Origin of the sequence: Sphingobium psychrophilum (assembly GCF_012927105.1) — a bacterium.
Lineage (GTDB): Bacteria > Pseudomonadota > Alphaproteobacteria > Sphingomonadales > Sphingomonadaceae > Sphingobium > Sphingobium psychrophilum.
Window position 1 is genome coordinate 1 of record NZ_JABBFV010000016.1, and the last position, 18,759, is coordinate 18,759.

The window sequence follows — 18,759 nt, forward strand, 5'->3', positions numbered from 1 at the left end:
ACCATACCGGCCAGCGGCTTCTGGAAAACGCTGCAATCAAAGGCCTGACAGAAGACCGCGCTCGATCACCTGTTCACCGGTTCAAAAACTTCTTGCCTCACGGGCGGCAACCACAGAAGACTCATAGATGGTCAGAATAGCGCCTTCACGCCGACTTGCCAGCGGCGCGGCGCGCCCGGCCCATAAGCGCGGGGGTTGGACGCACCGGGCGCTTCTTCCAGTGCGATCTCGTCCACTTCGCCGAAGGTGCCGAAGGTCGCATAGCGGCGGCCGAGCGCATTGTTCAGCGTGCCGAACAGGCTGACGCCCTTCATCAACGTCACGCTCGCGCGCAGGTTCACGAGCGCATAGCCGCCCAGCCTGGCCTCGTCATTGCCCTCGTCGCCGACCAGATACTGGCCGGACCGCGCGATCAGGTCGCCACCGACGGACCAGCCTGTCCCCGCATAATCGAGGTTCAGCGTGGCGCTGTGCCGGGGGATGCCGGGCAGCCGGTCGCCGCGTGCGACGGCGATAAGCCCCTCAGCGTCCGCCGACGGATTGGCCGGGCTGGAGAGGCTGAGCGGGGCGCGATAGGTCGCGTCGGTGAAGGCGTAGCTGAGGCCCGCGTGCAAGCCGCCCCGGCTGGCGCGCAGGGTCGCCTCCACGCCCTGCCGCCGCGTGCTGCCGATATTGCGGAAATAGGCGCGGCCGCGAATTGCCGACGCGACATATTGGATGTCGTTGCGATTGTCGGTGCGCCAGGCGGACAGCAGCCAGTCGATCGTGAAGCCGCCCGCCTGTGCATGACCCTTCGCGCCTGCTTCCCAGCTTTTGGCGACGACCTGCTTCAACGGCGGATCTGCGACGAAGAAATTGGTCAGGCTGCATGGCGCATTTTCGTCGGCGCAGGACAGTTCGGCCGGGGTCGGCACGCGGTTGCTTTCCGCATAGCCCCCGCGCAGCGTCAGCCCGTCGGAAACGACATAGTCGAACTCGATGCCGGGGTTCAGGCGCTGGAAGCGGTGGCGGCCGTTCAGCGCGGTGCCGATCTGGTCCAGCATCACGATGCGCGCATGATTGTAACGCAGCCCGATCTCGGCCGACAGGCGTGACGTGATCGGCAACCTGTCCTGCACGAACACGCCCCAATAGTCGGTATGGGCGATCAGGCCGACCGGCGCGATCGCGCCGTCCGCCTGCACGATGGTCGACCCCAGACCCTCGACGCTGCGATCGTCGGTTAGCGCGCCCAGTTCGGTCGAGGTGTCGAAGCGCGTGCGGCTGGTGTCGTAGCTGAAGCCGAGCGCAAAGACATTCTCGCCCGCGCCGATCGCGCGCTTGTCGATCAGCTGCACCAGCGCGCCCATCGCCCGCGTCGCCGTGCGCCCGCGGTTGAGCACGCCATAGCCCTCGCCGCCCAGCGTATCGATGATGGCATTGCCATTGGCGTCGGTCAGGACGGCCTGTTCCTCTTCCTCGTCATCGTCCCCAACGGTCTCCAGGCAGACCAGTCCTGCCTCATCCTCTTCCTCGCATCCCTCGATATCGGCAGCGTCGCCATTGACCGAGCGCAGCGTCAGTTTCTGGGCATAGAGCGTGGCTTCGATCCGGGTGGTGTCGGACAGCGCGACCCAGGGGTGCAGGCTGACCCGGCCATAGCGGCTGCGGCTGTTGTCGGGCCAGGTGAAGACCGCGCTGCGATCCGCCGCCAGCAGTTCGACCGGAGACACGCCATTGCCGGTCAGGTCGGTATTCGCGCCCACGATTTTCAGGTGCAGGCCGCCGGTCGCCGTATCGAAACCGATATCGGCATAGCCATTATAGAGGGTGGAGGGCGAATAATCGCGCCAGCCATCGTCGCGCGTATATTGGAAAGCGCCGAACGCGCTCCAGTCGCCCCCCGCGACCTCCCGTGCCATGCCGCCCGCGATGCTCGCCTCGGTCGTGCCGAACCGGCCGAGCGACAGGCTCGCCTCCAGCCCCGGATCGCTCAGCCCGGTCTTCGTGTCGATGACCAGCGCGCCGCCCAGCGCATTGAGGCCATAGACCGCGCTCTTGTCGAGCAGGCTGACGCCCCGGACTGCGGCTTCGGGCAGCAGGTCGAACTGCACCGTATCGCCGAAGGGCTGGTTGAAGCGCGCGCCGTCCAGATAGACGGCGATGCCCTGCGCCTGCCCCTGTAGCGGCGAGGCGACGAAGCCGCGATAGACCAGATTGGGCTGCCACGGGTTGTTCTGCGCATCCTGCAAGGTGACGCCGGCGAAATTGCGGGTGAGCGCGCCCAGGAAATCGGGACTGCCGCTGCGGCCGATGTCGGCGGCGCTGAGCGTCAGCGCATCGTCCAGATCGATCGCACCGCCTGGCGCGGTGACGATGATCGGCTGGCGCACAGCGTCCCCGGCATCGGGCGCCTGCGCCAACGCCGATCCGCCGCCGACCAACGCGCTACCCACCAATAACGCCGCCATCACCTTCATGCCTATCCTCCCGTCTTTTATGGACGGGACGCTAGGGGGCGGCGGCGTGGCGCTCCATTATACCTTGGGTCGGGCCGCCCTTATGCCGCCTGCGCTTTCAACAGCTTGTCGATCGTCAGCGGATAATCGCGCAGCCGGATACCGGTTGCGTTGTAGATCGCATTGGCCACCGCCGCACCTGCGCCGCATATGCCCAGTTCGCCCACGCCCTTGGCCTTCATCGGCGAGCTTTTGTCGTCCAGTTCCTCTATGAACAGCACATCCTGCTGCGGAATGTCGGCATGCACCGGCACCACATATTCGGCCATATCGTGATTGACGAAGAAGCCGAAGCGGGTATCGACCTCCAGCGATTCCATCAACGCGGCACCCACGCCCATGGTCATCGCGCCGATCACCTGGCTGCGCGCCGATTTGGGGTTGAGGATGCGCCCGGCGGCAAAGGCTCCGCCCATGCGGCGGACGCGGACTTCGGCGGTGTCGATATCGACGCCCACTTCGCAGAAATGCGCGCCGAAGGTCGCCTGGGCATAGCGTTTGTCGAGATCGCCATATTCCATGCTGTCTTCGGCCCAGATGCCTTCGCGCCCGGCCAGCGCGGCGAGCGTCTGGGACTTATTATTCAGCTTGACCAGCCCATCCTCGAACTGCGCCTGATCGACGGGATAGCCCGCCTTTTCCGCCAGTTTCGCGCGCAGCGCCATCGCCGCGGCATAGACGCCCGCGGTCGAGCTGTTCGCGCCCCATTGCCCGCCCGACCCGGCCGATTCGGGGAAACGGCTGTCGCCCAGACGCACGATCACCTGATCCAGTGGCACGCCCAGCATTTCGGCCGCAGTCTGGCCGATGATCGTGTAGCTGCCGGTGCCGATGTCGGTCATGTCGGTTTCGACGATGACCTTGCCCTGCGCGTCCACGCCGATGCGCGCGCCCGACTTGCCGACCAGATTGTTGCGGAAGGCGGATGCCATGCCCATGCCCACCAGCCAGCGCCCATCGCGCACTTGCCCTGGCTTGGCCTTGCGCTTGTCCCAGCCGAAGCGATCGGCCCCGGCGCGCAGGCATTCCACCAGCTTGCGGCTGGAATAGGGGCGTTGCGGCCCGGCTTCGGGATCATATTGCACATCGTTGCGGATGCGCAGTTCGACCGGATCGACGCCGCACGCCTCCGCCAGTTCGTCCATCGCCACTTCCAGCGCCAGCAGGCCCACGGCCTCGCCCGGCGCGCGCATCGCATTGCCTTCGGGCAGGTTCAGCGTCACCAATCGGTGCGCCGTCATCCGGTTGGCCCCGCGATAGAGCAGCCGCGTTTGCTGCGCCGCCGTTTCCGGGCTGCCGCCGGGCAGATCGCCGGACCAGACTTCATGGCCGATCGCGTCGATCACCCCGTCCTTGTCCGCGCCGATGCGGATGCGCTGGATCGTCGCCGGGCGGTGTGTGGTGTTGTTGGGAATCTGGTGCCGGGCGATGGCGACCTTGACCGGCCGCCCCACCTGCTTCGCGCCCAGCGCCGCCAGCACCGCGTCGGCGCGCAGGAACAGCTTCGACCCGAAGCCGCCGCCGATATAGGGCGACACCAGCCGCACATTTGCCTTGGGGATGCCCAGCGTCTTGGCAACTTCGCCCACGCCCCAGGCGATCATCTGGTTCGACGTCCACAGCGTCAGCTTGTTGCCATTCCAGGCCGCCGTCGTGGCGTGCGGCTCCATCATCGCATGGCTATGGTCGGGCGTGGTGTAGCGCTGGTCGATCCTGACCGCCGCCTTGGCGAAGCCGCCATCGAAATCGCCCGCCTTCGTATCGGCCGGGGTGCCGAAACTGTCGGGCGGCATGACGCCCTTCAGGCTCTCGGCCGCCAGGTCATATTTGCCGTCCTCCGGCGTATAGTCGATCCGCACCAGCTTGGCCGCGTCGCGCGCATTTTCGAACGTGTCGGCGATGACCAGCGCCACCGCCTGTTCATAATGGTCCACCTGCGGCCCGCCCAGCAGCGGCGCGGTGTTCATGGCGCCCTTGCCCAGCTTGCCGGCATTGGCGTGGGTGACGATGCCCAGCACGCCCGGCGCAGCCTCCGCCGCGCGCAGGTCCATCGCCGCGATCCGCCCCTTGGCGATGGCGGACCCCACGATCCAGCCATAGACGGCGTTGGGCGCGGCGTCGTGCCGTTCATAGGCATAGGGCGCGCTGCCCGTCACCTTGGCCGCGCCGTCGATGCGGTCGTGCGGAATGCCGATCACCCGGCCCTTGTCGATCGGGTTGATGCCCGCTGGCGTATCGAACTTCATGCCCGTGCCTCCCGCTGGCGATAGAGGGACGCGAGCGTCCGTTCGACCAGTGTCTTCTTGAAGTCGTTATGATGGGTGGTGCGTGCGCCGGCCAGCGCTGCCTCCGCCACGGCCTTAGCGCCGCTCTTGGCTGCAGCGTCGGCCTCTTGCGTGCGCCACGGTTTCGCGCCGATCCCTCCGAAGGCGAAGCGCGCCGTCCCGTCCTTGCCGAACACGGCCGCCACCGACACCAAAGCGAAGGCGTAGGAGGCGCGGTCGCGGACCTTGCGATAGACATGGGTGCCGCCGATCGGCTTGGGCAGAGTGACCGAGGTGATGATCTCGCCGGGCCTCAGCGCGCTTTCCCTGTGCGGCGTGTCGCCCGGCAGCAGGTGGAAGTCCGCGATCGGGATCGCCCGCGCCGCGCCGTCTGCACCCATGGTATCGACCTGCGCGTCGAGCAGCCGCATCGCCACCGCCATGTCGCTGGGATGCTGAGCGATGCAGGCGTCGCTCACCCCTAATATCGCCAGACTGCGGTTCATCCCCTGTAGCGCGCCGCAGCCGCTGCCCGGCTGGCGTTTGTTGCAGGGCATGCGCGTGTCGTAGAAATAGGTGCAACGGGTGCGTTGCAACAGGTTGCCGCCGGTCGTCGCCTTGTTGCGCAACTGGCCCGATGCGCCGGCCAGCAGCGCGCGGCTCAGCACCGCATAATCCTGCCGCACGCTCTTGTCGGCCGCCAGATCGGTATTGCGCACCAGCGCGCCGATGCGCACGCCTCCGCCATCGGTTTTCTCGATCCGATCCAGACCCAGATGGTTGACGTCGATCAGGTGGGTCGGCGTCTCGATCTGAAGCTTCATCAGGTCGAGCAGGTTGGTGCCGCCGGCGATGAAGCGCGCGCCCTGCACCGACGCTGCTGCTTTCGCTGCGGCCTGCACGCTCGTCGCGCGCTCATAGGTGAAGGTCTTCATGCCACCTTCTCCCCAGCGACATCGCGCATGGCGGCGATGATGTTGGGATAGGCGGCGCAGCGGCAGATATTGCCGCTCATCCGCTCGCGCAGTTCCGCGTCGTTCAGCGACACATCGTTCAGCTCTGTCGTCGCATGGCTGGGGATGCCCGCCTTGATCTCGTCCAGCACCGCCACCGCCGAACAAATCTGTCCCGGCGTGCAATAGCCGCATTGATAGCCGTCATGGACGATGAACGCCTTCTGCATCGGGTGCAGCTTGTCGGGCGTGCCCAGTCCCTCGATCGTCGTGATGCTCTCACCATCATGCATCACCGCCAGCGTCAGGCAGCTGTTGATGCGGCGGCCCTCCACGATCACGGTGCAGGCGCCGCATTGGCCATGGTCGCACCCTTTCTTGGTGCCGGTCAGGTGCAGATGCTCGCGCAGCGTATCGAGCAGGCTGGTGCGCGGGTCGAGTTGCAGATGGACCTCACGCCCGTTGACGGTCAGTTCGACGGGCATCATCGCGCTTCCTCCATTGCGCCTGGGTGTCGCGACAGCGGCGGCTTGCGCCTGCGCCGCTACGGGGCTGGCTGCGGCGAGCGCCGCGCTGCCTTGCAACAGGCCGCGGCGCGTCAAATGATCGGACGACATGGCTGGTCTCTCCTGTTGGTTGCTGGTGACTACGAAGGGCGAGGGCAAATGATCCCGCCGCGGCAAGAAACTTGTCACGACAGCCTAGCAGAAGCACGGCGCGCGCCAAGCCACCCTTTCGCACGCGGCCAAGAGGTGATTCGCGCGGCAGATGATGCACCGACCCGACCGAGACATATTCCGTATCCATCTAACATACGGGGAAACATGGGTTTTTGTGCCTGGGAAGGAGAATTTCATTTTTGTGCAATTCTCCCCTTGCCCCTTTAGACAAGCGCTGCTAGTTCCCCGCCACCCGCCGAGAGAGACACATCCTCCGGCCGCCCGAGCGGGCGTAGCTCAGTGGTAGAGCACAACCTTGCCAAGGTTGGGGTCGAGGGTTCGAATCCCTTCGCCCGCTCCAGTTTTCCCCAAGAAAACTAATTAATTGCACCTCGCGTAGCTCGCGAGGCCTTGGTGACAAGGCTCCAATCGCTCGCCGTTGTCACCACATTGTCACCAATTCAAATCCAACTCAGGGCTAGTCAGGCGTTCTCCCAAGTTCAGCTTAGACTGATCGTATCGATCGCCGATCTCAAGCCTGTCCGCCCGAATGAGCTACTTTGGCATAGGCACTGGTAGGCGGATCGCTCGCTCCGCCGCAGAACCAACCACTCGCGTTAGCCGCTGATCCCTGGGCTCGAAGCCTGTCCTCCTTCAATCAACCCGTGAAGGGTCCGCTACGCGTGCGCGTGCGGCCGCAGCTTTGCTGCGGTGATTGCGGCCAGCCCCCGGCCTGTGGGGCGACTGTCGAGCGGGGTGGTCCCGCTCCTAGGCAGGAGCCGCAACATGCCATTGGCAACCGCACAATCGCTTGGCTGGAACCTCTCCCGGACGCTGATGACGGTCATCGTCCTCATCGAAACCAATCAGGGCTACTTCGTCATCCCCGCTGACGAATTTGACGGTGACCCCGAACAGGTGGTTCGCGAATATGACCCCTTCAACCGCTAATTTCAGGCACATTTCGCCTTTTCGGCCTGAGCCCTGCCGTGCTATTCTTGCACCGCAGATTGCGCTGAGGTGGTGGTGGCGAGCGCGTCCAGACAAGGGACGCTTATGACCATTTTTCTCATCCTCGGGGCCGTTGCTGGCCTTTATGTGCTCGCGCTGCTCTTCCGCCTCGCCAGCCACGCGCTGCCTGTCTATGCCGGGCTAACTTGTGCTTTCCTGCTGCTCCGCCATGATGTTGGCCATCTCGGAGCAATCCTGGGCGGACTGGCGGCAGGCATTGCTACGCTTCTGATTGGGCAGGGCCTCGTTGCCTTTATCCGCTCCCCCATGCTCCGTGCCGGGATCGCGCTCCTCTTTGCCATACCTGCGGGATTCGCCGGTTTTCAGGCCGCGCACGCGCTTGGATCACTGGCAACGGACAACAGCATGCTGCTGGCGATCCTTGGATCCATCGCTGCTATGGCGACATCCCTCTCGGCATGGCGAAGCGTGACAATGTCGGAGCGTGATACGCGCGTCACCTGACAGTTTGCCGTTCCCGTGGCTGGGCAAGCCTCTACAGGCCAATCCATGTCGGCCGAGTGATGGCGCGAGTGGCCAATACCGCCGGTCCAGTCGCTTCCTTTGCTTGGCCGATTTTGAACCGAGGGTTCAGGGCCAGCGTTCACCCGAGCCAGTGCATGCGATCAGCATCTGGCGTCCTTCCCGGCAGAACCGACCAGTACGGCCTCTTTCGATCCGCGCCCATGTCAGCCAGACGCTTCGCTTGGCAGGCTTGCCGCAACGGTGCTTGCCGAACTTTCTTCCCCCGGCGTTCCGCCGTTCCTCGCGAGACAAGAAAGCCCGGCCACACCGTCCTTCGCTAACGCTGCGGGCTGACGCTGCGGCGCCTGCCACTGGCTGACCCTTATCCGCGCATCGAGGCCGCACTGGCGCGGTCCCGTCCAACGGAAAGGAAATACCCATGGCAAAGATCGGCAACTTCAAGATGGTTTCGGGTGAACTCCGGGGCCAGATCGTTACTCTCGCCCTTCAGGCCAAATCGGTCAGGATCGTCGCGGAAGAGAACACCAGCGGCAATGCCCCCACCCACCGGGTCCTCATCGGGGAAGTCGAAATCGGCGCAGCCTGGAAAAAGCATACCCAGGATGACCGGCCTTACCTCTCGGTGAAGCTCGACGACCCCAGCTTTACTGCCGCAATCTTCGCTCAGCTCTTCGAGGCAGAGGACGGCAGTCACGATCTGGTCTGGAACCGCCCGAGCCGCCGCAACGACCAATGAATCAGCCAAGTCATCGCTCGGGTAACACCGGGCGATGACGAATCCCTAGTATATTGGGTGGCAGTATATTAGGGTTACGCCGACCCACGAGGCATGAAGCTTCGGGAGATTTTTGCTACCAACTTAAGGCGATTGCGGCACGCCAGTGGGCTTTCGCAGGAGGAATTGGCGCACCGTGCCGGACTCAACCGTAACTATGTTGGTCTACTTGAACGCGCAGCAAATTCGCCAACGCTCGACACGATCGAACGACTCGCCACTGAGCTTGCAGTCGAACCGGTCCGCTTCTTCGACAAGCCTGCCGGACATTGAACGCAAACCCACCGCCGTTCACCGAATCTCAGCAGCAATTTTACAATTTCTCGACTACAACAGGCAGATCATTGCCTCTGGGAAGGTTTTGTCCCGGCAGGCCGGTCTCAGCGTTATCCCGTGCTGGGGATAGCGCACTGCCCGATTGGGGATAAGTTCACCCTGCTTCTCTGCGCGCGTTGCAGGGGCGCAGTCACTAATCAGGTTTTGCTACAAGGAGAGACCCATGTCGGCTCCTGAGTTTGCCGATGAACCACCGCAGTCAGACCGATTGAGCGCTTATGATGAGCGCCACCTTGTCACGTATCTTCGCCTGCTGGATGCCGAAAAGGACGAGGCATCATGGGAAGAGGTGGTTTCGATCATCTTCGCCATCGATCCTGCCAGTGAGCCGGATCGCGCGCGAAGGGTCTATGATACCCATCTCGCCCGCGCCAAGTGGATGACGGAACACGGCTACAAGCACCTGATGGTCCCGCGAACCCAATAAAACTGGGCATTTAGCACCAATCTGGCGCAATCGATTGTGCCTCGCCGCGGGGGAGCCCGGAACTGACTCGAGCACTTCTCTCGTCACAGCTCCGACATGATCGTTCGACTCCAAAAAAACCTCATAGGAGAGGTGCGATGGAGAAGCCGCCCGACTGGCGTTCGGAGAATTACGCCAAAGCGTATGAAACCTATGACCGCACGGATTTCGCGCAGGAATTCCTGCGCCGCAATCCTGAATACCGCGACCAATATGCTGAGGCCGTTGACGCTACGCCACTCGCGCTGAGTCGTCTGGCCCGGCACTGGGGGTTGGTCTTTCGCTGCGGACCCTGACCTCCCGGCCCACCATCTCCCGATCATCTGGCACCCATCTACCGCGGCCAGCGTCATCCTTTTGCGCCCGGCTCCTTTCCCTTGCGACGGCTGCAGCCAAGCCGAAATTGTCGGGAGCATGAATATCGCGGCCCAGCACCGCGATGAGGAAGGGCGGCATCTCGTCCTATCGACGGCTAAGCGCCGCTACCGCCTGAATATTTGCGGCGAGACAACAGAGACCGAACCGCTCGCCTATGTTCTTCCGGGCGACGCATTTTGGGAAACGCGGAAGGCCGCTGTTTGCGACTTTCATGAGCATTGCCATCTCGGACATGTGAAGAAGCTCCCGTTCTGCCTTGCGCCTGGTCCGTCAGAGCACTGGCGTCTGGTCCAATGGCTTCGGTTGCTCGATGCGCTGTCCGGCGGTGCAACCACACGCGAATTGGCCATCGAACTTATCGCCCGCGATACCGGACGATATTCGGCCGCCGAATGGGATACGTCGAGCGAGCGCAAACGGATTGCTCGCTGGCAGCGACAGGCGCTCGCTATGCGCGACGGCGGCTATCTCGCCCTGTTGAGCGGCCACTAATCGGGACATTCGGCAGCCACGCCTTATGTCCGTTCACCCAAGTCCCTGAAAATCTCAAATCTCGCCTCCTGCTCGCCGGGCCAACCCCTTGTGTCCGGCACTTCACAGGAGACGTTTCATGGATGGAGATTTCGTCCCGGTATTCCCGCGCTATGTCAGGACGCCCGATGCTGCCGTGCATTTGGGTCTCTCAGCCCGCACGCTTGAAAAGCATCGTTGCTATGGGACGGGCCCGGCCTTTCACAAGCTCGGTCGGCGCATTGTCTACGCCATAGTCGATCTCGATGCCTGGGCGCAAAATGGTCGCCGCAATTCAACATCCGATCCCGGACAAGGCATTTGCCTGTCTGCACGCCCGGTGCGCCGCTGATGCGTTTGGTGAGCCCCCAGCAACAGCTCGACCTGTTCTACTCAATGCCCGGTGATATTGCTGCGCGCGATGCGCAGGATCTGATGTCCTGGCCTTTCTTCAGCCTTGCCAAGTCGCGGCGCTCCGCACCGATCGACTTCGCAATGGGGGCCACATGGATCTCGGTCGAAGCCGTGGCCGAACACGGCATGGCGACCATCTGGGATGCCGACATTCTGATTTGGGCGGCGAGTCAGCTCGTTGAAGCGCGCGACGCAGGCCGCCCGACATCTCGGCACATCGCCGCCCGTCCGCACGAGATTCTGACCTTCATCGGGCGCGGGACTGGCAAGGACCATTATGAGCGGCTGCGCGCAGCGCTCGACCGCTTGCAATCGACGACCATTGCCACGTCGATCCGCCAGCAACACCAGCGCCGACGCCACCGCTTCTCCTGGATCAACGAATGGCGGGAGACACTCGACGACCGTGGCCGCGCCATTGGCATCGAGCTCATACTGCCCGACTGGTTCTATGCGGGTGTGCTCGATCGCGGCCTGATCCTGACGATCGACCGCGCCTACTTTGCGCTGACTGGCGGCGTCGAGCGCTGGCTCTACCGTATCGTGCGCAAGCACGGTGGACACCAGCGCGGTGGCTGGAGCTTCGACGTTCCGCACCTTCATCTCAAATCAGGTGCGCTTTCGCCGCTCAAGCAATTCGCATTCGAGCTGCGGACCATCGTCCGGCGGCAGTCTCTCCCGGGCTACCATCTGAGCCTTGAGCACAGCTTCGGCCGCGAGCGGCTGATCTTCAAACCCATCCCCGTCGACCCGTTCGTTGCCGCTGCCCGGCGCGTCGGTTTCCCTGTGGAGAAGTTGGCATGACATTCGGCCTATCAAAAACCGTCGGACTCGGCCCATCGGAAACCCGATCCTCGGCCTATCGAAAACCGGGACCATGCGGAAACCCGCAGAAATCTGCGGTAAATCGGCGCTCCTCTAACGATGCTAATAGAAAAGAATCCTTCGGATTCTTGCTAACCCTTTTGCAGCCTGTGGATAATCTCGGTGCGACGGGCCTGCTCAACGCCCGCGTCAAGCTTGTCGGGTTCGCGGCGGCAGGAGCGCGGCCATGAGCGAGCCAACTGCGCAGCGGCACACCTCCTCGCATGCCATCAGGTCAGCGACAGCCAGCGCCCTGACCGAGGTCGAAGTGACCTGGATCGAGAAGCGCTACGAACAATGGATCCGCTTCGGGCGCATTGCGGCTGACACGATTATCAACCGCCGCACGCGCGTCATCGCCTTCCGTCCCGGCGCGGTCTTCGCTTTCGTGCGCTGGACCTCGAACGACTATGGCACGATCCATTCGTGCATCGACATCGTGACGGCAGTGGCACCGGGCGAGGCCTACACGACGTTGCCGTTTGTCCGTCCCGGCGCTGACATTCTGCTGCACATCGAGGGCTGGCCCAAGGTCGCACAGGTGTTGCAGGCCATCGATGCGGTCGAAGCCGCAGGTGTTGATCCGTGCGACGCATCGCCCGATCACTGGCGCCACGTCGGCAACCGGCTAAATGCCGGAATGCCGTTCAGGGCTTACACAGCGGAGCGGCACGCGGCCTGGCTCCGGCGCAAGGCGCTCGAAGCATGAGCCGCCGCCGCTATGTTCGCGCCACGATAGTGTGGGCAGGCCTGTTCAGCGCCGGGTTCTCAGCAGTCGCCGTGCTGTCGCCGCGACCGCGACTGATGTGGAACGCGAGCGCCAGTGCGCCCGTCGGCCTCTATCGCCTCGAGAGCGACACACGTCCAAGGTTTGGCGAACTGGTCGCCATTGTGCCCCCGGCTGCGACCGCGCGGATGATGGCCGACCGCCACTATCTGCCGATCGGCATACCGCTCATGAAACATGTCGCGGCTCTGCCCGGACAAAGGGCGTGCCGCGCCGGCGCTGTCGTCTCGGTGGACGGCAACCATGTCGCCATAGCCAAAATGCACGACAGAATGGGTCGGCCTTTGCCAAGCTGGCAGGGCTGTCACCGCGTTCGGACAGACGAATTGTTCCTGTTGAACCCGGCGCCCGACAGCCTTGATGGGCGCTATTTCGGCGCTCTGCCCGCAGCCGGTCTTATCGGCACGGCACACCCCATCCTTACCCGTGATGCACCTGACCAGCCCCTGCGCTGGCGAGGCTTTGGTGCGTCCGCCGCTTCCCCAACCACCAACCAGGAGCACAGGCCATGATGATCGGCATCTTCCATTCCGCGCAGGACAGTTTCACGGGCCAAATCCGGACCCTCTCGCTCGATGTTGTCGTGACGCTCGTCCCGGCTCCATCGAACGACAGCGACAATGCACCCGACTGGCGCGTGCTGCTCGGCGATGCCGAAACCGGCACTGAAATTGGTGCTGGCTGGAACCGCACAGGCGAGCGCGCCGGTGCCTTTGTCGCGGTGCAGATCGACGACCCGGCCTTTGCCCATCCCCTGCGCGCCAACCTGCTCCGGTCCATGTCCCGTGACGACGAGCATCACCTGCTCTGGTCGCGTCCGACCAATCGCGATCGGAAATAGGCCATGATCGTTGCTTCGCTTCGCCGTCGCAGGTGTTCCGTAGTTCGGATTGCCGTTCGGCTGCGCCTTCACCTTCTCCTTCCCGGCACTTGTTTCGCTCTCGGCTTGGCAGCGGCGACTTCTCCGGTTGCCGCAGTTGCGACGATACCTGACCAGTTTGCAGCGCATCCCTATGCGCCGCATGTAGCAGAGGCGTCGCAGCGCTTCGGCATTCCCGAGCTCTGGATATGGGCGGTGATGCGGGCGGAAAGTCGCGGCAATTCGCGCGCGGTTTCACCCGCAGGAGCCATCGGTCTGATGCAGATCATGCCCGGCACTTGGTCGATGCTGAGCGCGCGGCATGGCCTTGGCTCTGACCCGTTCGATGTGCGTGCGAACATCCTTGGAGGTGCGGCCTATCTGCGCGCCATGTGGGATCGGTATCGCAATGTCAGCTTGATGCTGGCGGCCTACAATGCGGGGCCAGGCCGTGCCGATGACTATGCTGCCGGTCGTCGCAGTCTTCCGGCAGAAACCGTCAACTACGTCGCCCAGATCGCGCCAAGTCTTGGAATGGCCAGCATCGCTTCGCCTGCTGCCATGCCACCTGCCAATGCTCATCCCTGGCGTCAGGCTACATTGTTCACACCGCGCGGCGATGGAGAAGCGAGCAGCAATGACGGTGCTGCCGATGTGCAGCCACAGCGCAGTCCGCTTGCGACGCCGTCGGCCTCTTTGCCGTTACCGAACCCCGCGCCGCACCCCCTGTTCGTCTCGCTTTCACCGCGAAATCCGTGATGGGTTACACGAGTGCATCTCTGACGCTTCGGGCGTCGTGTCGGTTAGAGACGGCGGGGAGACGTGTGTTTGAGCGAGGGGGCAATTTTGGAGGGCAAGATAAAAGGAGTGCCAGCACCTGGCCCTCATATGGTTGTTATAGAGCGATAATTTCGTATGGCACCGGGCAAAGCCTGCCATACGATGTTTCCCAATCACCCGCAAAACTGCGGCGTAATCGTCTGGCACCTTCAAAATGAGCCGCGACGACAATGAATTTCGGGTGCGGCCGGGAAGAAGCAGGGACAGCGGTGCAGCCTCTGGGCGGCGGAGCCAAAAGCTGGCGGCTCAGGTCCAGCGTGCCACCAACAAGGCGGGCCATGCGGGTTCACGGGGAGCGGGTCTGAAACGCGGCAGTGGCAGCGGCAAAGCCGCGCGCGGGCGTCGGACGGTTGCCGCGATGCGCCGCACACCTGGCCAACGCCGCGTTACCGTCATGGCGCGCATCGCTCGCCATAAAGGTGCGCATTACCGCGCCGCACCGCTGGCAAAGCACATCAAGTATCTTGAGCGTGACGGCGTGTCCCGCGACGGGCGCGATGCCTCGATGTTTGATGCCCAGACCGACAGGGCTGATCGGGATGCCTTTGCAGGGCGTTGCGAAGATGACCGGCACCACTTTCGTTTCATCGTCTCGCCCGAAGATGCAGGGGACATGGAAGACCTGCGCACCTTCACCCGCGAATTGATGGCTGACGCGGCTAAGGATCTGGGCACCGAACTGGACTGGGTCGCCGTTGACCATTGGAACACCGACAATCCGCACATCCATGTGCTGGTGCGCGGCGTTACCAGTGACCGCACCGATCTTGTCATTGACCGGGGCTATATCAGCGAAGGTCTGCGGTTCCGGGCGGAAGAGCGGGTGACGCTCGAACTGGGGCCGCGCACCGCGCTGGACATCCGCACCGCGCTCGAACGCGAGGTCGATGCCGAGCGCTGGACCAGTCTTGACCGGCAGCTTGAACGCTTGGGTCAGGATACCGCAGGCCTTGTCGATCTGCGTCCAGGCGGCGACGCCGATCCCGAAATGCGCCGGCTGCTGTTGGGCCGCGCCGCCAAGCTGGAACAGCTGGGGCTGGCGGCGCGCGAAGGGCCTGCGGTGTGGGCTCTGGAGCCCGGTGCCGAAAACACACTGCGCGATCTTTCGGTGCGCAACGACATCATCAAGACGATGCACAATGCCATGGGCCGCGACGGCGGGCGGTTTGATGTATCGGCATTGGCCCTGCATCACGACGTTCCAAGCGAACCGATTATCGGACGCCTGGTCGAACGTGGCCTCCACGACGAGTTGACCGGCAGCGCTTATGCCATCGTCGACGGAGTCGATGGCCGCACGCACCATCTGCGGTTCCATGACATGGAGATGACCGGCGATGCCAAAACCGGATCGATCGTCGAACTGCGCTCATGGGAGGATGCCAACGGGCATGACCGGCTGTCGCTCGCCACGCGATCAGACATACCCCTAGAGGCACAGATCAAAGCACCTGGCGCGACGTGGCTTGATCGCCAACTTGTTGCCCGCGATCCCGTGGCAACGGGCAATGGTTTCGGGCGCGAGATGCGCGACGCCTTGGATGCCCGCGCCAGCCATCTCGAAACGCAGGGTCTTGCCCGCCGGCAGGGCCAGCGGGTCATCCTTGCTCAGGATCTCGTCGGGACGCTGAAGAATCAGGAACTGACGGCCGCCACTCAGGCCATCGCCGCGCGCACGGGACTTGAGCACAAACCGTCGGGCCCAGGCGACTATGTCAGCGGCATCTACCGGGAGCGGGTGACGCTTTCGACGGGCCGCTTCGCGATGATCGACGAAGGGCTGGGCTTCCAGCTCGTGCCCTGGCGCCCAGCGCTCGATCAGCACCTCGGCCAGCACATCACCGGCACCATGTCGCCGGGCGGTTCTGTCGACTGGGCCTTGGGCCGCGGACGCGGGATCAGCCTGTGACCCTCATTTACCCCCTCATCAGGAGTAACTTTCAATGAACGCCACCCGTATTCTCTGGGGTCAGGTCATCGCCGTCATCAGCGTCACCTTGCTTGGCATCTGGTCTGCCACCCAATGGACGGCCCACGCCCTTGCGTACCAACCCGAGCTCGGCCAGCCTTGGTTCTGGCTTGGACCTTGGCCAATCTACCCGCCCTACGCCTTCTTCTGGTGGTGGTTTGCGTTCGACGCCTATGCACCAAAGATCTTCCAGACCGGCGCTTTTATCGCGGTCTCGGGTGCCATGGCCGCCATAGTCATCGCGATCGCCATGTCGGTGTGGCGCGCGCGGGAGGAGAAGCAGTCAGAGACCTATGGTTCCGCGCGCTGGGCGACCGACAAGGAAATCCGCCAGGCAGGCCTCCTGAAACAGGACGGGGTGGTGATCGGTTCGCACAAGAACCGGTATCTGCGGCACAATGGCCCCGAACATATTCTCTGCTTTGCACCGACCCGTTCCGGCAAAGGCGTTGGTCTCGTCATCCCGTCGCTGCTCGCCTGGCCGGGGAGCTGCATCGTCCACGATATCAAGGGCGAGAACTGGGATCTGACGGCGGGCTTTCGCGCCCGGTATGGCCGCGTCTTGCTGTTCGATCCGACCAACCCCGCATCCAATCCCTACAACCCGCTGCTCGAAGTCCGGAAGGGCGATTGGGAGGTGCGTGACGCGCAGAACATCGCCGACATCTTGATCGACCCCGAAGGGTCACTGGAAAAACGCACGCATTGGGAGAAGACCAGCCATTCGCTGCTCGTTGGCACCATCCTGCACGTCCTCTATGCCGAAAAGGACAAGTCGCTGGCCGGGGTCGCTGGCTTCCTTTCCGATCCGCGCCGTTCGATAGAAACCACGCTGCACCGGATGAAGACGACCCCGCACCTCGGCAAAGACGGTGTTCACCCCGTCGTGGCTGCCGCCGCGCAGGAACTGCTCAACAAGTCTGACAATGAGCGGTCTGGCGTCCTGTCGACGGCCATGTCGTTCCTCGGCCTCTACCGCGACCCTGTGATTGCGCAGGTCACCGGAGCCTCGGACTGGCGCATCACCGATCTTGTCGATTCAGCGGCACCTGTGTCGCTCTATTTGGTCATTCCTCCTTCCGATATCAGCCGGACCAAGCCGCTCGTGCGCCTGATGCTCAATCAGATCGGTCGCCGCTTGACCGAAGAGCTAAAGGCCAAGGGTCGCCGGCAGCGCGTGATGTTCATGCTCGACGAATTCCCGGCTCTGGGGCGGCTCGATTTCTTCGAAAGCGCACTGGCCTTTGTTGCAGGCTACGGGATCAAGGCATTCCTGATCGCGCAGTCGCTCAACCAGATTGAAAAAGCCTACGGGTCAAACAACGCCATTCTCGACAATTGCCATGTCCGCGTCGCGTTCGCGGCCAATGATGACAACACCGCCAGCCGCGTCTCGAATGCCCTTGGCACCGCGACCCAGATGCGGGCGATGAAGAATTATGCCGGACATCGGCTCTCACCATGGCTCGGACATATCATGGTTTCACGGACCGAGACCCCAAGGCCGTTGCTGACGCCCGGCGAAGTTCAGCAATTTTCTGAGCACGAGGAGATTGTACTGGTGGCCAGCACGCCGCCGATCCGCGCGGAAAAGGCAAAATACTTTCTCGACCCGCGGTTTCGCGCACGTCTTCTGCCTGCGCCAACCCCCAAACCGCTGCACCCGAAAAAACGGCCAAAGGACGACTGGTCTGCGCTCGCCCCCATTGCGGCAACGCTGCCGACTGAAGCAGCCAAGGCAGAAGCGAAAAGCTCCGAACAACCGTCAGCTGCTCAGCCAAAGCCGGATGTGCCGTCAGACGCCGATGGGACCGGTTCGGAAAACGACACGGCCAACTCTGGCATCAGGCGAGAACCAGAATTGGGTGAACACGAGGACGTCGTTCCTGCCCCGAAGCCACCGGCCAACGAGTTCGATCTTGATCGTGACGTTGCCGAGGATGACGCAGCCAGGGCGAAACGGGAGGCTGATCGCACAATGAATCGCAATGCCCGAAATGCATCGCTCGACCCCGATGACGGCATCGACCTGTGAGGAAGAAGCCCCACAGCAAACAAACCTTCCGGCTCGATATCGAACTGGCCAAATTGCTGGAGGAACGCGCTCATGCCCGCGGCGTCTCGCGCACCGAAGTGGTGGAAGCGGCGTTGATGTCCCTGCTGCAGTCCGATCAGGATGAGCGGATGGAAGCCGCTCTGGCGAGGCGGCTCGATCGCCTGTCGCGGCAACTAGACCGGCTAGAATGGCATGTGGAATTGACGAACGAAGCGATTGGCCTGTTCGTGCGCTTCTGGCTCACCAGCAATCCACCGCTACCTGAGACGGCAATGAAGGCGGCGCAAGCGATGGGCGCCAAGAGGTGGCATGGATTTGTGGAATCTCTTTCACGGCGGATGGAGGCGGGGCCGAAACTGCGGGACGAAGTCGAGCGCTGGCACCCAAAGGTCACCGAAATCTAGCTACGGGATCAAGGTCAAACGCGTTAAGAAAATTGCACCCGCCTTCTTTTCAGGTTCGCGCAGGTGCTGCTTTTTTGCTCTTCGCCCGTAGCGTTGCTTCCCGGAAGCAGGACAATCTCGATAGGCAGGCTGCATTCATTTTTATTATCGATTTTCATCTCGTACCTTTGATTGCATTGGCTATAGTAGCTGCCATGACGTTCTGGGGTGTTCTTCCCGGGCGTTATTTT

At 63.1% G+C, this 18,759-nt stretch carries 21 protein-coding genes and 1 tRNA gene; 17 read left to right on the top strand and 5 right to left on the bottom strand.

Annotation, left to right across the window (positions count from 1 at the left end; all coding sequences use genetic code 11):
• Nucleotides 1–131 precede the first annotated feature (131 nt).
• The 4 genes from HHL08_RS18220 to paoA all read right to left on the bottom strand — a co-directional run bounded on the left by HHL08_RS18220 (nt 132) and on the right by paoA (nt 6,332).
• Nucleotides 132–2,459, bottom strand: coding sequence for a TonB-dependent receptor (locus tag HHL08_RS18220; protein ID WP_169574467.1), 2,328 nt, complete (start codon nt 2,457–2,459; stop codon nt 132–134).
• An 80-nt stretch (nt 2,460–2,539) separates the two neighbouring features.
• The gene (paoC, locus tag HHL08_RS18225) at nt 2,540–4,744 is read right to left on the bottom strand and encodes an aldehyde oxidoreductase molybdenum-binding subunit PaoC (protein WP_169574468.1); all 2,205 of its coding nucleotides are present in this window, start codon (nt 4,742–4,744) and stop codon (nt 2,540–2,542) included.
• Nucleotides 4,741–5,697: an FAD binding domain-containing protein gene (locus HHL08_RS18230; RefSeq protein ID WP_169574469.1), complete on the bottom strand. Its 957-nt coding sequence runs from the start codon at nt 5,695–5,697 to the stop codon at nt 4,741–4,743. The genes paoC and HHL08_RS18230 overlap by 4 nt, the downstream gene beginning before the upstream one ends.
• Nucleotides 5,694–6,332, bottom strand: a complete 639-nt coding sequence (paoA, locus tag HHL08_RS18235; protein ID WP_169574470.1) for an aldehyde dehydrogenase iron-sulfur subunit PaoA — start codon at nt 6,330–6,332, stop codon at nt 5,694–5,696. The genes HHL08_RS18230 and paoA overlap by 4 nt, the downstream gene beginning before the upstream one ends.
• Nucleotides 6,333–6,660: 328 nt before the next feature.
• Between paoA and HHL08_RS18240 the strand changes: the two genes are divergently transcribed.
• The 17 genes from HHL08_RS18240 (at nt 6,661) to HHL08_RS18320 (ending at nt 18,529) form a co-directional block, all read left to right on the top strand.
• Nucleotides 6,661–6,735 (top strand) — tRNA-Gly (locus tag HHL08_RS18240).
• A 425-nt stretch (nt 6,736–7,160) separates the two neighbouring features.
• The gene (locus tag HHL08_RS18245) at nt 7,161–7,325 is read left to right on the top strand and encodes a hypothetical protein (RefSeq protein ID WP_169574471.1); all 165 of its coding nucleotides are present in this window, start codon (nt 7,161–7,163) and stop codon (nt 7,323–7,325) included.
• Nucleotides 7,326–7,430: 105 nt separating this feature from the next.
• Entirely contained in the window at nt 7,431–7,850 is a 420-nt protein-coding gene (locus HHL08_RS18250) for a hypothetical protein (RefSeq protein WP_169574472.1), read from the top strand.
• Between the two features lie 439 nt (nt 7,851–8,289).
• Nucleotides 8,290–8,607: a DUF736 domain-containing protein gene (locus tag HHL08_RS18255; protein WP_169574473.1), complete on the top strand. Its 318-nt coding sequence runs from the start codon at nt 8,290–8,292 to the stop codon at nt 8,605–8,607.
• Between the two features lie 93 nt (nt 8,608–8,700).
• The gene (locus tag HHL08_RS18260; RefSeq protein WP_169574474.1) at nt 8,701–8,919 is read left to right on the top strand and encodes a helix-turn-helix domain-containing protein; all 219 of its coding nucleotides are present in this window, start codon (nt 8,701–8,703) and stop codon (nt 8,917–8,919) included.
• Nucleotides 8,920–9,145: 226 nt separating this feature from the next.
• Nucleotides 9,146–9,409 (top strand): DNA -binding domain-containing protein, encoded by a 264-nt coding sequence (locus HHL08_RS18265; RefSeq protein WP_169574475.1) that lies wholly within the window; start codon nt 9,146–9,148, stop codon nt 9,407–9,409.
• A 137-nt stretch (nt 9,410–9,546) separates the two neighbouring features.
• Complete coding sequence (locus tag HHL08_RS18270; RefSeq protein ID WP_169574476.1) at nt 9,547–9,744, top strand: transcriptional regulator domain-containing protein; 198 nt, start codon at nt 9,547–9,549, stop codon at nt 9,742–9,744.
• A 118-nt stretch (nt 9,745–9,862) separates the two neighbouring features.
• Entirely contained in the window at nt 9,863–10,318 is a 456-nt protein-coding gene (locus tag HHL08_RS18275) for a DUF2285 domain-containing protein (protein ID WP_169574477.1), read from the top strand.
• Between the two features lie 118 nt (nt 10,319–10,436).
• Nucleotides 10,437–10,688 (top strand): helix-turn-helix transcriptional regulator, encoded by a 252-nt coding sequence (locus HHL08_RS18280; RefSeq protein WP_006964014.1) that lies wholly within the window; start codon nt 10,437–10,439, stop codon nt 10,686–10,688.
• The gene (locus HHL08_RS18285; protein ID WP_169574478.1) at nt 10,688–11,554 is read left to right on the top strand and encodes a replication initiator protein A; all 867 of its coding nucleotides are present in this window, start codon (nt 10,688–10,690) and stop codon (nt 11,552–11,554) included. Before HHL08_RS18280 ends, HHL08_RS18285 begins: the two co-directional genes overlap by 1 nt.
• Nucleotides 11,555–11,801: 247 nt before the next feature.
• Complete coding sequence (locus HHL08_RS18290) at nt 11,802–12,323, top strand: DUF2840 domain-containing protein (protein ID WP_169574479.1); 522 nt, start codon at nt 11,802–11,804, stop codon at nt 12,321–12,323.
• On the top strand, nt 12,320–12,913 hold the full coding sequence (locus tag HHL08_RS18295; RefSeq protein ID WP_169574480.1) for a S26 family signal peptidase: 594 nt from the start codon (nt 12,320–12,322) through the stop codon (nt 12,911–12,913). Before HHL08_RS18290 ends, HHL08_RS18295 begins: the two co-directional genes overlap by 4 nt.
• Complete coding sequence (locus tag HHL08_RS18300; RefSeq protein ID WP_169574481.1) at nt 12,910–13,242, top strand: DUF736 domain-containing protein; 333 nt, start codon at nt 12,910–12,912, stop codon at nt 13,240–13,242. Before HHL08_RS18295 ends, HHL08_RS18300 begins: the two co-directional genes overlap by 4 nt.
• Nucleotides 13,243–13,386: 144 nt before the next feature.
• On the top strand, nt 13,387–14,019 hold the full coding sequence (locus HHL08_RS18305; RefSeq protein ID WP_169574548.1) for a lytic transglycosylase domain-containing protein: 633 nt from the start codon (nt 13,387–13,389) through the stop codon (nt 14,017–14,019).
• A 235-nt stretch (nt 14,020–14,254) separates the two neighbouring features.
• Entirely contained in the window at nt 14,255–16,009 is a 1,755-nt protein-coding gene (locus HHL08_RS18310) for a relaxase/mobilization nuclease domain-containing protein (protein WP_169574482.1), read from the top strand.
• 34 nt (nt 16,010–16,043) lie between these two features.
• A complete protein-coding gene (locus tag HHL08_RS18315; protein WP_169574483.1) occupies nt 16,044–18,104 on the top strand; it encodes a conjugal transfer protein TraG in 2,061 nt (686 codons plus the stop codon).
• Nucleotides 18,101–18,529, top strand: coding sequence for a ribbon-helix-helix protein, CopG family (locus HHL08_RS18320; protein ID WP_169574484.1), 429 nt, complete (start codon nt 18,101–18,103; stop codon nt 18,527–18,529). The genes HHL08_RS18315 and HHL08_RS18320 overlap by 4 nt, the downstream gene beginning before the upstream one ends.
• A gap of 23 nt (nt 18,530–18,552) precedes the next feature.
• Here the strand turns inward: HHL08_RS18320 and HHL08_RS25980 are convergent, their stop codons facing one another.
• On the bottom strand, nt 18,553–18,687 hold the full coding sequence (locus HHL08_RS25980; RefSeq protein WP_268932730.1) for a hypothetical protein: 135 nt from the start codon (nt 18,685–18,687) through the stop codon (nt 18,553–18,555).
• Nucleotides 18,688–18,759 lie beyond the last annotated feature (72 nt).